Raw genomic sequence first — 14,885 nt, 5'->3', positions numbered from 1 at the left:
TGAAAAATCCTGTTGCCCCGGATTGCGTTCCAGGGTGCTTACGATTCGGTGCGGCCGCTGATGCGCTGGCCCCAGGCCCTCGCGACAGCGCCAAGCTGTTGTTCATCCAGGCGTGTCAGGCGACGGTCGTCGAGCAACTGCTTGCCGGCAACCCAAAGGTGTTTCACGCAGTCGCGGCCGGTGGCATATATAAGCTGCGAAACCGGTTCGTAGACCGGTTGCTGGGCCAGGCCGGAGAGGTCGAAAGCCACCATGTCCGCGGCCTTGCCGATTTCCAGCGAACCGACTTCGGCCTCGATACCCAGTGCCCGGGCGCCATTGAGGGTGGCCATGCGCAAGGCACGATGGGCATCCAGCGCGGTGGCCGAGCCGGCGACAGCCTTGGCCAGCAGGGCCGCGGTGCGGGTTTCGCCGAGCAGGTCCAGGTCATTGTTGCTGGCCGCGCCATCGGTGCCGACCGCAACATTGACCCCGGCCTGCCACAAACGCTCGACCGGGCAGAACCCGCTGGCCAGCTTCAGGTTCGACTCCGGGCAATGAATCACATTGCTGTTGCTTTCTACCAGCAGCGCCAGGTCTTCTTCGCTGATCTGGGTCATGTGAACCGCCTGGAAGCGCGGCCCCAGCAAACCCAGGCGCGCCAGTCGGGCCAGTGGTCGTTCACCGCGCTGCTCGACCGATTGTTGTACTTCGAAGGCGGTTTCATGCACGTGCATGTGGATCGAAGCGTCCAGTTCCTCGGCGATCATCCGGGTTTTTTCCAGGTTTTCGTCGCCTACGGTGTAGGGTGCATGGGGGCCGAAGGTGATTTTGATGCGTTCGTGGTGCTTGAGATCGCCAAACAGTTCAACGCCCTGACGAATGGCTTCGTCCGCCGTGGCGGCCCCCGGAATCGGGAAGTCGAGGATCGGAATCGCGATTTGCGCGCGAATGCCGCTGTTGTGCACGCGCTCGCTGGCAACCTTCGGGAAGAAGTACATGTCAGAGAAACAGGTGATGCCGCCTTTGATTTGCTCGGCGATGGCAAGGTCGGTACCGTCGCGCACGAAAGCTTCATCGACCCATTTGGCCTCGGCGGGCCAGATATGGTTTTCCAGCCAGGTCATCAATGGCAGATCATCGGCCAGGCCACGGAACAGCGTCATCGCCGCGTGCCCGTGGGCATTGATCAGGCCGGGGCTGAGCAGCATGTCGGGCAATTCGCGGGTTTCGGTTGCGTTAAGCTTCAGCGCGGCGGAACGTGGGCCGATAAACACGATGCGTCCATCACGGATGCCCACGCCATGTTCCTTGAGGACAACACCAGCGGGTTCGACGGGTACCAGCCAGGTCGGCAGCAATAACAGGTCGAGCGCAGCGGCAGTGTTCGGCATCGAGGGTCGGTTCCAGTGCTTTTGTATAGGATTGCGAAGTATACCCGAGCGTCTTCGCGGGGGGATCGCTATAATCGGCGGCTTTTGTTCATGAGTGCGGGGTGAGGGATGCGCGATCGACTGTTGGCTGCGGAAAAGGTAAAGGCCATCGATTGGCGTGATGGCGCTCTCCATCTGCTGGATCAGCGTATTTTGCCGTTCGAGGAAACCTGGATTGCCTACACCAGCGCTGCTGGCGTGGCCGAGGCCATTCGCTCGATGGTGGTGCGTGGCGCGCCGGCCATCGGCATTAGCGCAGCCTATGGCATCGTACTGGCGGCCCGCGCCCGGATTGCCGAAGGTGGCGACTGGTACGCTGCGCTGGAAGAGGATTTCATGCTGTTGGCCGATTCCCGTCCTACTGCGGTCAACCTGTTCTGGGCGCTGGGGCGCATGCACGACCGGCTTGATCGCCTGAAGGACAATGCCGATCCGCTGGAGGTGCTGGAGGCCGAGGCCATCGCCATTCATGAAAGTGATCGCGAAGCCAACTTGACCATGGCCCAGCTGGGTGTGGACCTGATCCGCAAGCATCAGGGCAACGCCCAGGCGATCCTCACCCACTGCAACACCGGCGCGCTGGCCACGGGCGGCTTTGGCACCGCGCTGGGGGTGATTCGTGGTGCGTTCCTCGAAGGTATGGTCGAGCAGGTATATGTCGACGAAACCCGCCCATGGCTGCAGGGCTCGCGGCTGACCGCGTGGGAACTGGCCAATGAAGGCATTCCCGTGACCCTCAATGTCGATTCCGCCGCGGCGCATATCATGAAGACCAAAGGCCCCACCTGGGTCATCGTCGGCGCTGACCGGATCACCGCCAATGGCGATGTGGCCAACAAGATCGGCACCTATCAGCTGGCCGTCAACGCCATGCACCACGGCGTGCGCTTCATGGTGGTGGCGCCGAGTTCGACCATCGACATGAACCTGGCCAGTGGCGATGACATTCCGATTGAAGAGCGTGATGGTCGCGAGTTGCTGGAGGTCGGTGGCAAGCGCGTCGGGGCCGACGTCAATGCCTTCAACCCGGTGTTCGACGTGACGCCGGCGGATCTGATCGATGCGATCGTCACTGAAAAAGGCATCGTCGAGCGCCCGGATACCGCGAAGATGGCGCAGTTGATGTGCCGCAAACGTCTGCATTAAATCATTCGGGTTGCACGAAATCCCTGTAGGAGCTGCCGAAGGCTGCGATCTTTTGATCTTCCCGGCATAAGTCGGTAACGGTCCCGAAAAGATCGCAGCCTTCGGCAGCTCCTACAGGTCGGTGTTTACAAGTGAAAAATACGGTTGAATGCCGGTTGATCACACCTCTAAGCCCCTCTCGTCCCCTTCAAGCCTGTCACCGGTCAACTAACTACTCTCCATGCGCGTCTGGGGGATAGGTGCGTGGCGGCTCTTGTGATAACATCCGGCGGTTTCCAAGGTTGCCCCGCGGGGTGATCTTTACTGCGCAGATCCATGGCATAACTCGTTGATTTGTCGTAAGCCAATGCATGGCACTGAGCCTGCAGCGGCGAGCTTCGTTGGTCCTGACGAAGTTTCACCAGAAAAAGGAATCAGGCTTCTCATGGGCGAACTGGCCAAAGAAATCCTCCCGGTCAATATCGAAGACGAGCTGAAGCAGTCCTACCTCGACTACGCGATGAGCGTAATTGTCGGGCGGGCACTGCCGGATGCGCGCGATGGCTTGAAGCCCGTGCACCGGCGCGTGCTGTTCGCGATGAGCGAGCTGGGCAACGACTTCAACAAGCCGTACAAGAAATCTGCCCGTGTTGTCGGTGACGTGATCGGTAAGTATCACCCGCACGGTGATACCGCGGTGTACGACACCATCGTTCGGATGGCACAGCCATTCTCCCTGCGCTACCTGCTGGTAGACGGCCAGGGCAACTTCGGTTCGGTGGACGGCGACAACGCCGCGGCCATGCGATACACCGAAGTGCGCATGACCAAGCTGGCGCACGAGCTGCTGGCTGACCTGCATAAAGAAACCGTGGACTGGGTGCCGAACTACGACGGCACCGAAATGATTCCGGCGGTCATGCCGACCCGTATTCCCAACCTGCTGGTCAACGGCTCCAGCGGTATCGCCGTAGGCATGGCGACCAACATTCCGCCGCACAACCTCGGTGAAGTCATCGACGGTTGCCTGGCACTCATCGACAACCCTGAGCTGACCGTCGACGAGCTGATGCAATACATCCCCGGTCCGGACTTCCCGACCGCCGCGATCATCAACGGTCGCGCCGGCATCATCGAAGCCTACCGCACCGGTCGCGGGCGCATTTACATGCGCGCCCGCTCGATGATCGAAGACATCGACAAGGTCGGTGGCCGCCAGCAGATCGTCATCACCGAACTCCCTTACCAGCTGAACAAGGCGCGTCTGATCGAGAAGATCGCCGAGCTGGTCAAAGAGAAGAAGCTTGAAGGCATCACCGAACTGCGCGACGAGTCCGACAAGGACGGTATGCGCGTCGTGATCGAGCTGCGTCGCGGCGAAGTGCCTGAGGTCATCCTCAACAACCTCTACGCCCAGACCCAGCTGCAAGCGGTGTTCGGTATCAACATCGTCGCGCTGATCGACGGCCGTCCGCGGATCCTGAACCTCAAGGACCTGCTGGAAGCCTTCGTCCGTCACCGCCGCGAAGTGGTGACCCGTCGTACCGTGTTCGAACTGCGCAAGGCGCGCGAGCGTGGTCATATCCTTGAAGGTCAAGCGGTTGCCCTGTCGAACATCGACCCGGTCATCGCCCTGATCAAGGCGTCGCCAACGCCGTCGGAAGCCAAGGAAGCGCTGATCAGCACGCCTTGGGAGTCCTCGGCCGTGGTGGCGATGGTTGAACGTGCCGGCGCCGATTCGTGCCGTCCGGAAAACCTCGATCCGCAATACGGTTTGCGCGACGGCAAGTACTTCCTGTCGCCAGAACAGGCGCAAGCCATTCTGGAACTGCGTCTGCACCGCCTGACCGGTCTGGAACACGAAAAACTGCTGGCCGAGTATCAAGAGATCCTCAACCAGATCGGCGAGCTGATCCGCATCCTCAACAGCGCCACGCGCCTGATGGAAGTGATCCGCGAAGAGCTGGAAGTGATTCGCGCCGAATACGGCGACGTGCGTCGTACTGAAATCCTCGATGCCCGTCTCGACCTGACCCTGGGTGACATGATCCCGGAAGAAGAGCGCGTCGTGACCATTTCCCACGGTGGCTACGCCAAGACCCAGCCGCTGGCTGCGTACCAGGCCCAGCGTCGTGGCGGTAAAGGCAAGTCGGCGACCGGCGTCAAGGATGAGGACTACATCGCTCACCTGCTGGTTGCCAACAGCCACACCACGCTGCTGCTGTTCTCCAGCAAGGGCAAGGTGTACTGGCTGAAAACCTACGAAATCCCTGAAGCGTCACGTGCTGCCCGTGGTCGTCCGCTGGTCAACCTGCTGCCGCTGGATGACGGTGAATACATCACCACCATGCTGCCGGTCGAGGAGTACACCGAAGGTCACTACATCTTCATGGCCACCGCCAACGGCACCGTGAAGAAGACCCCGCTGGAATCCTTCAGCCGTCAACGCAGCGTCGGCCTGATCGCGCTGGAGCTGGACGAAGGCGACGTGCTGATTTCCGCGGCCATCACCGATGGCGAGCGCGAAGTGATGCTGTTCTCCGATGGCGGCAAAGTGACGCGCTTCAAGGAATCCGACGTTCGCGCCATGGGCCGTACCGCCCGCGGTGTGCGCGGCATGCGTCTGCCGGAAGGCCAGAAGCTGATTTCCATGCTGATCCCGGAAGAAGGCAGCCAGATCCTCACAGCTTCGGCGCGTGGCTACGGCAAGCGCACGGCGATCACCGAGTTCCCTGAGTACAAGCGTGGCGGCCAGGGCGTTATTGCCATGGTCAGCAACGAGCGTAACGGCCGTCTGGTCGGTGCGGTCCAGGTGCTCGACGGCGAGGAAATCATGCTGATTTCCGACCAGGGCACTCTGGTGCGCACCCGTGTCGACGAAGTGTCCAGCCTGGGTCGTAACACCCAGGGCGTGACCCTGATCAAACTGGCCAACGATGAAACGCTGGTCGGTCTGGAGCGGGTTCAGGAGCCGTCGGAAGTCGAAGGCGAAGAGCTGGAAGGTGAAGAGGGTGAAGGGTTTGTCGGTGAAGTCGTGATCGACGACGTTGCCGAAGACCAGCAACTCGACGCCGCCGCTGACGAAGAACCACAGGAATAAGCGGGTAAGCAGGGGGCGGATGAAAATTCGCCCCCTTGTTGTTTGTCCTCTAGGAACTGTGGAATTGATTTTAATGTAGGAGCTGTCGAGCGAAGCGAGGCTGCGATCTCTTGATCTGGCTCTTGCTTTCATTTGGCATCAAAAGATCGCAGCCTCGCTCTGCTCGACAGCTCCTACAGATTTATTGCGTGATACCACCAAATCAGAGCGAGATTGGATGTGAGCAAGAGAGCCTATAACTTCTGTGCCGGTCCTGCGGCGCTTCCCGAAGCTGTCCTGCAGCGCGCCCAGGGTGAACTCCTCGACTGGCACGGCAAGGGTCTGTCGGTCATGGAAATGAGCCATCGCAGCGATGAGTTCGTGTCCATCGCCACCAAGGCCGAGCAGGATCTGCGTGATCTGCTGGATATCCCCTCGAACTATAAAGTGCTGTTTCTGCAAGGTGGCGCCAGCCAGCAATTTGCTCAGATTCCTCTGAACCTGTTGCCGGAAAACGGCTCGGCCGACTATATCGACACCGGTATCTGGTCGCAGAAAGCCATCGAAGAAGCTTCGCGCTACGGCCACGTCAATGTTGCCGGCACCGCCAGGCCATACGACTATTTCGCCATTCCCGGCCAGAACGAGTGGAAGCTGTCGAAAGACGCGGCCTACGTTCACTACGCGCCGAACGAAACCATCGGCGGCCTGGAATTCCAGTGGATTCCGGAAACCGGTGATGTTCCGCTGGTCGCCGACATGTCCTCGGACATCCTGTCGCGCCCGGTGGATGTTTCACGTTTCGGCATGATCTACGCCGGCGCCCAGAAAAACATTGGCCCGAGCGGTATCGTCGTCAACATCGTTCGCGAAGACCTGCTGGGCAAGGCCCGCTCCCTGTGCCCGACTATGCTCAACTACAAGGTCGCGGCCGATAACGGTTCGATGTACAACACCCCGCCGACCCTGGCCTGGTACTTGTCTGGCCTGGTATTCGAGTGGCTCAAGGAGCAGGGCGGCGTCGAGGCCATCGGCAAGCTCAACGAAGTCAAGCAGCGCACGCTGTATGGCTTCATCGATGCCAGCGGCCTGTACAGCAACCCGATCAACAAGTCGGACCGCTCGTGGATGAACGTGCCGTTCCGCCTGGCTGATGATCGTCTGGACAAGCCGTTCCTGGCCGGTGCCGACGAGCGTGGCCTGTTGAACCTCAAGGGGCACCGTTCCGTGGGGGGCATGCGCGCCTCCATCTATAACGCCGTCGACATCAACGCCGTCAATGCGCTGATTTCTTACATGGCAGAGTTCGAGAAGGAACACGGCTAATGTCTGAGCAAGAACTCAAGGCACTGCGCCTGCGCATTGATGCCCTGGACGAAAAGGTCCTGGAGCTGATCAGTGAGCGTGCGCGCTGCGCCCAGGAAGTCGCGCGAGTAAAGATGGCCTCGCTGGCCGAAGGCGAAGTGCCGGTGTTCTATCGTCCTGAGCGAGAAGCTCAGGTGCTCAAGCGTGTCATGCAGCGTAACCAGGGGCCGTTGGGCAACGAAGAGATGGCGCGGTTGTTCCGCGAAATCATGTCTTCGTGCCTGGCGCTCGAGCAGCCGCTGAAAGTGGCTTACCTCGGCCCTGAAGGTACTTTCACCCAGGCGGCGGCCATGAAGCACTTCGGCCACGCCGTGATCAGCAAGCCGATGGCGGCGATCGACGAAGTGTTCCGTGAAGTGGCGGCGGGGGCGGTGAATTTTGGCGTGGTGCCGGTGGAGAACTCCACGGAAGGCGCGGTCAATCACACCCTCGACAGCTTCCTTGAGCACGACATGGTGATCTGCGGCGAAGTCGAACTGCGTATCCACCATCACCTGTTGGTCGGTGAAAACACCAAGACCGACAGCATCAGCCGTATCTACTCCCACGCCCAGTCCCTGGCCCAGTGCCGCAAGTGGCTGGACGCCCATTACCCGAATGTCGAGCGCGTGGCGGTGTCCAGCAACGCCGAAGCGGCCAAGCGGGTCAAGGGTGAGTGGAACTCGGCGGCGATTGCCGGCGACATGGCGGCCGGCCTGTATGGCTTGACCCGTCTGGCCGAAAAAATCGAGGACCGTCCGGATAACTCCACGCGCTTCCTGATGATCGGTAATCAGGAAGTGCCGCCGACTGGCGACGACAAGACATCGATCATCGTCTCCATGAGCAACAAACCGGGTGCGCTGCACGAGTTGCTGGTGCCGTTCCACGACAATGGCATCGACCTGACGCGAATCGAGACTCGTCCGTCGCGCAGCGGCAAGTGGACCTACGTGTTCTTCATCGACTTCGTCGGCCACCACCGCGACCCACTGGTCAAAAGTGTGCTGGAAAAGATCAGTCAGGAAGCAGTGGCACTCAAAGTGCTGGGTTCCTACCCGAAAGCAGTTCTCTAAGGGGCGGTAGCAAATGAGTGGCAATTTCCTCGCTCTGGCACAGCCGGGCGTGCAACAACTTTCGCCTTATGTTCCGGGCAAACCCGTGGACGAACTGGCTCGCGAGCTCAAACTCGATCCAGCCAGCATCGTCAAACTGGCGAGCAACGAAAACCCGCTGGGCGCCGGCCCCAAGGCGCTGGCGGCCATCCGCGATGCGCTGGTCGAGCTGACCCGCTATCCGGACGGCAACGGTTTTGCGCTCAAGACCCTGCTGGCCGAGCAGTGCCGTGTCGAGCTGAATCAAGTGACGCTGGGTAATGGCTCCAACGACATTCTTGAGCTGGTGGCGCGCGCCTATCTGGCGCCGGGCCTGAATGCCGTGTTCAGCGAGCATGCGTTCGCTGTCTACCCGATTGCCACTCAGGCGGTCGGTGCGCAGGCCAAGGTGGTTCCGGCCAAGGACTGGGGGCATGACCTGCCCGCCATGCTGGCGGCGATCGATGCCAATACCCGTGTGGTCTTTATCGCCAACCCGAACAACCCGACCGGGACCTGGTTCGACGCCGAGGCGCTGGACGAATTCCTGCAGGATGTTCCGGAGCATGTGCTGGTGGTGCTGGACGAGGCCTACATCGAGTACGCCGAAGGCAGCGATATGCCGGACGGCCTGGACTTCCTGGCGGCTTATCCGAACCTGCTGGTTTCCCGCACCTTCTCCAAGGCCTATGGCCTGGCTGCACTGCGCGTGGGTTATGGCTTGTCCACGGCGGTGGTCGCGGACGTGCTGAACCGTGTACGCCAGCCGTTCAACGTCAACAGCCTGGCTCTGGCTGCGGCCTGTGCAGCGTTGAAGGATGAAGAGTATCTCGCGCAAAGCCGTCAACTGAATGAGGCCGGCATGCTGCAACTGGAGGCGGGTTTCCGTGAATTGGGGTTGAGCTGGATTCCGTCCAGGGGCAACTTCATTTGCGTGGACCTGGGTCAGGTTGCAGCGCCGGTGTTCCAGGGCTTGCTTCGTGAAGGCGTGATCGTGCGTCCGGTAGCGAACTACGGCATGCCGAATCACCTGCGCGTCACCATTGGTCTGCCGGCAGAGAACAGCCGCTTCCTTGAAGCGCTGACCAAGGTTCTGGCTCGTGGTTGATGTCACTGCGCTGCAATCTGCTGAACCTATGATCGGTCGCCTGGTGGTGGTCGGTCTTGGGTTGATCGGCGGTTCGTTTGCCAAGGGTTTGCGTGAGAGCGGCATATGCCGCGAAGTGGTCGGGGTCGATCTCGATCCGCAATCGCGCAAACTCGCGGTCGAATTGGGTGTGGTGGATCGCTGTGAGGAAGACCTGGGCATTGCTTGTCAGGGGGCCGACGTCATTCAACTGGCGGTGCCGATCCTGGCCATGGAAAAAGTGCTCGCGCGTTTGGCGAGCATGGATCTGGGGCAAGCGATCCTGACCGATGTCGGCAGCGCCAAAGGCAATGTGGTGCGTGCGGCAACCGAGGCGTTCGGCGGCATGCCGGTGCGGTTCGTGCCGGGCCATCCGATTGCCGGTTCCGAGCAGAGCGGCGTGGAAGCCTCCAACGCCGAGCTGTTTCGTCGTCATAAAGTGATCCTCACGCCGCTGGAGCAAACCGATCCGGCAGCCCTGGCGGTAGTCGACCGTTTGTGGCGCGAATTGGGCGCCGATGTCGAGCACATGCAGGTCGAACGTCACGACGAAGTCTTGGCGGCGACCAGTCATCTGCCGCACTTGCTGGCGTTCGGCTTGGTCGATTCGTTGGCCAAGCGCAATGAAAATCTTGAGATCTTCCGTTACGCTGCGGGCGGTTTCCGCGATTTCACAAGAATCGCCGGAAGCGACCCGGTCATGTGGCACGACATCTTCCTCGCCAACCGCGAAGCTGTCCTGCGCACACTCGATACATTTCGCAGTGACCTCGACGCCTTGCGCGACGCGGTCGATGCAGGGGATGGGCACCAATTGTTGGGCGTATTCACTCGCGCCCGGGTTGCCCGCGAGCATTTCAGTAAAATCCTGGCCCGCAGGGCCTATGTGGACGCTATGAATTCCAATGATCTGATTTTCCTGGCTCAACCTGGTGGCCGCCTGTCCGGTCGGATTCGCGTACCAGGTGACAAATCGATTTCCCACCGTTCGATCATGCTCGGTTCCCTGGCTGAAGGTGTCACCGAAGTCGAAGGTTTCCTCGAGGGCGAAGATGCCCTGGCGACCTTGCAGGCATTCCGTGACATGGGCGTCGTGATCGAAGGTCCGCACCACGGTCGCGTGACCATTCACGGTGTTGGCCTGCATGGCCTGAAGCCGGCACCGGGCCCGATCTATCTGGGCAATTCCGGTACTTCGATGCGTTTGCTGTCCGGCCTGCTGGCCGCGCAGAACTTCGACAGCACCCTGACCGGCGACGCTTCGCTGTCCAAGCGCCCGATGAATCGCGTGGCCAATCCGCTGCGTGAAATGGGCGCCGTGATCGAAACCGCCGCGGAAGGTCGTCCACCGATGACCATCCGTGGTGGCCACAAGCTCAAGGGTCTGACCTACACCATGCCGATGGCCAGTGCCCAGGTTAAGTCCTGCCTGCTGCTGGCCGGTCTGTATGCCGAAGGCAAGACCACGGTTACCGAGCCTGCTCCGACCCGCGACCATACCGAGCGCATGCTGCGTGGCTTCGGCTACCCGGTAACGGTCAACGGTGCGACCGCATCGGTCGAGTCCGGCAACAAGCTGACCGCGACCCATATTGAAGTCCCAGGTGATATTTCGTCCTCGGCGTTCTTCCTGGTGGCGGCATCGATCGCCGAAGGTTCGGAGCTGGTGCTGGAGCACGTTGGCATCAACCCGACCCGTACCGGTGTGATCGACATCCTGCGCCTGATGGGTGCCGACATCACCCTGGAAAACCAGCGTGAAGTGGGTGGCGAACCGGTAGCTGACTTGCGCGTACGTGCAGCTAAACTCAAAGGTATCGAGATTCCCGAGGCGCTGGTTCCGCTGGCGATCGACGAGTTCCCGGTGCTGTTCGTCGCCGCCGCCTGTGCCGAAGGGCGCACCGTGTTGCGTGGCGCCGAAGAGCTGCGGGTCAAGGAGTCGGATCGCATCCAGGTCATGGCGGATGGCTTGCTGGCATTGGGCGTCAAGTGCGAGCCGACCCCGGATGGCATCATCATCGACGGCGGCCAGATCGGCGGCGGTGAAGTGCACGGTCATGGTGATCATCGTATCGCCATGGCGTTCAGCGTTGCTTCGCTGCGCGCCAGTGCCCCGATCCGCATTCATGATTGCGCCAACGTCGCGACGTCCTTCCCGAATTTCCTGGCGCTGTGCGCACAGGTCGGTATTCGCGTGGCACAAGAGGCACAGTCGTGATCAGCATTGCACCGGTCATCACCATCGATGGGCCAAGCGGTTCGGGCAAGGGCACGGTCGCCGGGATTCTGGCCAAGCGCCTGGGCTGGAACCTGCTGGACTCCGGTGCGTTGTACCGATTGCTGGCCTTCGCCGCGCATAACCATGGTGTCGACCTGACCAATGAAGAGCTGCTGAAGAAACTCGCCGCTCATCTGGATGTGCAGTTCATCGCGGCGACGGATGGTCAGTTGCAACGCATCATTCTGGAAGGTGATGAAGTCAGCGATGTCATTCGCACCGAAAGCGTCGGTTCCGGCGCTTCCCAGGTGGCTGCGCTGCCCGCTGTACGCGAGGCGCTGCTGCAGCGCCAGCGAGCCTTTCAGGAGGCGCCGGGCCTTGTGGCGGATGGTCGCGACATGGGCACCGTGGTTTTTCCTGGCGCGCCATTGAAGATTTTTCTGACCGCCAGTGCCGAGGAGCGGGCACGCCGTCGATATTTGCAGTTGAAGGGCAAAGTCGAGGGTGTTAGTCTGTCGAGTCTGCTAGATGAGATACGTGCGCGCGATGAGCGTGACACCCAGCGAGCGGTAGCCCCGCTCAAACCGGCGGCTGACGCCATACAGCTGGATTCCACGGAATTATCCATCGATCAGGTGCTGGAACGCATCATGAGCGAGATCGCCATTCGCGATATCGCCGGGTGACCAAGAGGGCCGCAGGGGACCAGTCATAGTCCTGCGGTGGCTTCTTTTAAATGAAACTAACCCACACCGTCTGGGGTGTGGAGATGGGCGTATTCTTCGCCCTCATCAACAGGAATTAAAATGAGCGAAAGCTTTGCGGAACTCTTTGAAGAAAGCCTAAAAACCCTGAACCTTCAGGCAGGCTCCATCATCACCGGTGTTATCGTTGATATCGATTACCAGGCTCGCTGGGTAACCGTTCACGCTGGCCTGAAGTCTGAAGCACTCATCCCGCTTGAGCAGTTCTACAACGACGCTGGCGAACTGAACATCAACGTCGGTGACGAAGTTCACGTTGCTCTGGACTCGGTTGAAGACGGCTTTGGTGAAACCAAGCTGTCCCGTGAAAAAGCCAAGCGCGCTGAATGCTGGATTGTTCTGGAAGCAGCCTTCGCAGCCGAAGAAGTGGTCAAGGGCGTTATCAACGGTAAGGTTAAAGGCGGCTTCACTGTCGACGTTAACGGCATCCGTGCGTTCCTGCCAGGTTCTCTGGTTGACGTCCGTCCAGTGCGCGACACCACGCACCTGGAAGGCAAAGAGCTGGAATTCAAGGTCATCAAGCTGGACCAGAAGCGCAACAACGTTGTCGTTTCCCGTCGCAGCGTCCTGGAAGCCGAGAACTCCGCCGAGCGCGAAGCTCTGCTGGAATCCCTGCAGGAAGGCCAACAAGTCAAAGGTATCGTCAAGAACCTCACCGATTACGGCGCATTCGTCGATCTGGGTGGCGTCGATGGCCTGCTGCACATTACCGATATGGCCTGGAAGCGTATCAAGCATCCTTCCGAAATCGTCAACGTTGGCGACGAGATCGATGTCAAGGTTCTGAAGTACGATCGCGAGCGCAATCGTGTTTCCCTGGGCCTGAAGCAACTGGGCGAAGATCCATGGGTTGCTATCAAAGCCCGTTACCCAGAAAGCACTCGCGTTACCGCGCGTGTAACCAACCTGACCGACTACGGCTGCTTCGCTGAGCTGGAAGAAGGCGTTGAAGGTCTGGTACACGTTTCCGAAATGGACTGGACCAACAAGAACATCCACCCTTCGAAAGTCGTACAAGTCGGCGACGAAGTGGAAGTCATGGTTCTGGACATCGACGAAGAGCGTCGTCGTATCTCCCTGGGCATCAAGCAGTGCAAATCCAACCCATGGGAAGATTTCTCTGGCCAGTTCAACAAGGGCGATAAAATCTCCGGCACCATCAAGTCGATCACCGATTTCGGTATCTTCATTGGTCTGGACGGCGGCATCGACGGTCTGGTTCACCTGTCCGACATCTCCTGGAACGAAGTGGGCGAAGAAGCCGTTCGCCGCTTCAAGAAGGGCGACGAGCTGGACACCGTTATCCTGTCGGTTGACCCAGAGCGCGAGCGCATCTCCCTGGGTATCAAGCAGCTGGAAAGCGATCCGTTCTCCGAGTACGTTCAAGAGAACGACAAAGGCGCCATCGTTAAAGGCATCGTGAAGGAAGTTGACGCTAAAGGCGCCATCATCACTCTGGCCGACGATATCGAAGCGACTCTGAAAGCCTCTGAAATCAGCCGTGACCGCGTTGAAGACGCGCGCAACGTTCTGAAAGAAGGCGAAGAAGTAGAAGCCAAGATCATCAGCGTTGACCGCAAGAGCCGTGTAATTCAGCTCTCGATCAAGTCGAAAGACGTTGAAGACGAGAAAGAAGCAATCCAGAGCCTGCGCGACAAGCCAGTAGCTACTGACGCTCCTGTGGCCACCACTCTGGGTGACCTGCTGCGTGCACAAATGGAAAAACAGAACTAAGTTCTGGCTTTCTGTAAAAAAGGGCGACTTCGGTCGCCTTTTTTGTGCCTGGATTTTACCTGGGCTGAACAGAGTATTGGCCTGCCGGGGTTTGTTGATGAAATCCAGGGCTCCTCAGGTTGTCTCTTTCTTAGTCGAATCAGTCGTTTATTTGCAGCTAGCCTTATGCCTGAAAGTAAGTGATGGTCAGGCGAGATACCTGGCAGGAGAACGATGGGGTAACTGCTGCACTGTTCAAAATCCTCCGGGTGTGCTGAGGCGCTGTGAAGCGCTGATCTGGTTGCTTGAAAAAGAAGGGGGGGGGCTATGACTAAGTCGGAGTTGATCGAGCGAATTGTCACCCGTCAGGGGCTGCTCTCATCCAGGGATGTGGAGCAGGCCATCAAGACCTTGCTTGAACAAATGTCCCAATGCCTGGCCACCGGTGATCGTATCGAGATCCGTGGGTTTGGCAGTTTCTCTCTGTGCTATCGCTCCCCGAGGGTGGGGCGCAATTCGAAAACCGGTCGGTCTCAGTCTCGATGGCAAGTTCGTTCCGCATTTCAAGCTGGGTAAGGAATTGCGTGATCGGCTGAATGAGGATGAGGAGGGTTGCAGTGACGATTAGTTGGTGAGGCAGCCGCCGCTTCAAGCGATTCGTGATCACAGGGTTTGTGTTGTTTGTATCAATTCCATGCCTGCTCTTCGTGCTGGAAAACCAGCAGTTTGTTGTCATCTCCTTTTTAGGTTTTTCTTCACCACAGCTTCAGTTGTCGATTTTTGGCGTTGTTTCATTCTTGGTTGGAATGATTGTGGGGGGGGGCGGTGTTGTGTCTGCTTATGCCTTGAGGGTCAGAAGCAGGGGCGGTAAGTTGAACATTGATTTTATTGGAATTTGTTTCTGGTGTTCAGCAGAGGCAATGATGCGGTATCCTGCGCGCGTTCGTTGAGATGGGAATTCATTGCTGTTTGCGCTTTAGTTGTTAAGGTTTTCTGGCGTAAATGTAGTC

At 59.3% G+C, this 14,885-nt stretch carries 10 protein-coding genes and 1 pseudogene; 10 read left to right on the top strand and 1 reads right to left on the bottom strand.

The window, feature by feature from the left end:
* Positions 1–38: 38 nt before the first annotated feature.
* Positions 39–1,373: a TRZ/ATZ family hydrolase gene (locus AC1DWG_RS16955; RefSeq protein WP_477788051.1), complete on the bottom strand. Its 1,335-nt coding sequence runs from the start codon at positions 1,371–1,373 to the stop codon at positions 39–41.
* A gap of 108 nt (positions 1,374–1,481) precedes the next feature.
* On the opposite strand from AC1DWG_RS16955, the gene mtnA reads away from it, so the two are divergent.
* The 10 genes and pseudogenes from mtnA to AC1DWG_RS16905 all read left to right on the top strand — a co-directional run bounded on the left by mtnA (position 1,482) and on the right by AC1DWG_RS16905 (position 14,825).
* Entirely contained in the window at positions 1,482–2,558 is a 1,077-nt protein-coding gene (gene mtnA / locus AC1DWG_RS16950) for an S-methyl-5-thioribose-1-phosphate isomerase (RefSeq protein ID WP_477764752.1), read from the top strand.
* A gap of 424 nt (positions 2,559–2,982) precedes the next feature.
* Positions 2,983–5,637 carry a DNA gyrase subunit A gene (gene gyrA / locus AC1DWG_RS16945; RefSeq protein WP_056727165.1) on the top strand — a complete coding sequence of 885 codons (2,655 nt, stop codon included), beginning with the start codon at positions 2,983–2,985 and terminating at the stop codon, positions 5,635–5,637.
* Between the two features lie 219 nt (positions 5,638–5,856).
* Positions 5,857–6,942 carry a 3-phosphoserine/phosphohydroxythreonine transaminase gene (serC, locus tag AC1DWG_RS16940; RefSeq protein WP_477764751.1) on the top strand — a complete coding sequence of 362 codons (1,086 nt, stop codon included), beginning with the start codon at positions 5,857–5,859 and terminating at the stop codon, positions 6,940–6,942.
* Positions 6,942–8,036, top strand: coding sequence for a prephenate dehydratase (gene pheA, locus AC1DWG_RS16935; protein ID WP_477759896.1), 1,095 nt, complete (start codon positions 6,942–6,944; stop codon positions 8,034–8,036). The genes serC and pheA overlap by 1 nt, the downstream gene beginning before the upstream one ends.
* 13 nt (positions 8,037–8,049) lie before the next feature.
* Positions 8,050–9,162 carry a histidinol-phosphate transaminase gene (gene hisC, locus AC1DWG_RS16930; RefSeq protein ID WP_477764750.1) on the top strand — a complete coding sequence of 371 codons (1,113 nt, stop codon included), beginning with the start codon at positions 8,050–8,052 and terminating at the stop codon, positions 9,160–9,162.
* A 28-nt stretch (positions 9,163–9,190) separates the two neighbouring features.
* On the top strand, positions 9,191–11,398 hold the full coding sequence (locus AC1DWG_RS16925; protein WP_477759910.1) for a bifunctional prephenate dehydrogenase/3-phosphoshikimate 1-carboxyvinyltransferase: 2,208 nt from the start codon (positions 9,191–9,193) through the stop codon (positions 11,396–11,398).
* Positions 11,395–12,084: a (d)CMP kinase gene (gene cmk, locus AC1DWG_RS16920; protein ID WP_477764749.1), complete on the top strand. Its 690-nt coding sequence runs from the start codon at positions 11,395–11,397 to the stop codon at positions 12,082–12,084. Before AC1DWG_RS16925 ends, cmk begins: the two co-directional genes overlap by 4 nt.
* A gap of 120 nt (positions 12,085–12,204) precedes the next feature.
* Positions 12,205–13,896 (top strand): 30S ribosomal protein S1, encoded by a 1,692-nt coding sequence (rpsA, locus tag AC1DWG_RS16915; protein WP_007973639.1) that lies wholly within the window; start codon positions 12,205–12,207, stop codon positions 13,894–13,896.
* 306 nt (positions 13,897–14,202) lie between these two features.
* Positions 14,203–14,503 (top strand): annotated as a pseudogene (gene ihfB, locus AC1DWG_RS16910) (integration host factor subunit beta).
* Positions 14,504–14,552: 49 nt separating this feature from the next.
* Positions 14,553–14,825, top strand: coding sequence for a hypothetical protein (locus tag AC1DWG_RS16905; protein WP_477788050.1), 273 nt, complete (start codon positions 14,553–14,555; stop codon positions 14,823–14,825).
* The last annotated feature ends 60 nt before the right edge of the window (positions 14,826–14,885 follow it).

The sequence above is a fragment of the Pseudomonas sp. P4_B3 genome (assembly GCF_056402295.1).
The sequence above is the reverse complement of the archived record's forward strand: the minus strand, read 5'-3'. Positions and strand labels throughout refer to the sequence as shown.

Bases quoted from the DNA above. Each gene is read 5' to 3' on its own strand.
- pheA (WP_477759896.1), top strand. From the start codon at position 6,942: ATGTCTGAGCAAGAACTCAAGGCACTGCGCCTGCGCATTGATGCCCTG.
- mtnA (WP_477764752.1), top strand. From the start codon at position 1,482: ATGCGCGATCGACTGTTGGCTGCGGAAAAGGTAAAGGCCATCGATTGG.
- hisC (WP_477764750.1), top strand. From the start codon at position 8,050: ATGAGTGGCAATTTCCTCGCTCTGGCACAGCCGGGCGTGCAACAACTT.
- AC1DWG_RS16925 (WP_477759910.1), top strand. From the start codon at position 9,191: ATGATCGGTCGCCTGGTGGTGGTCGGTCTTGGGTTGATCGGCGGTTCG.
- AC1DWG_RS16955 (WP_477788051.1), bottom strand. From the start codon at position 1,373: ATGCCGAACACTGCCGCTGCGCTCGACCTGTTATTGCTGCCGACCTGG.
- gyrA (WP_056727165.1), top strand. From the start codon at position 2,983: ATGGGCGAACTGGCCAAAGAAATCCTCCCGGTCAATATCGAAGACGAG.
- rpsA (WP_007973639.1), top strand. From the start codon at position 12,205: ATGAGCGAAAGCTTTGCGGAACTCTTTGAAGAAAGCCTAAAAACCCTG.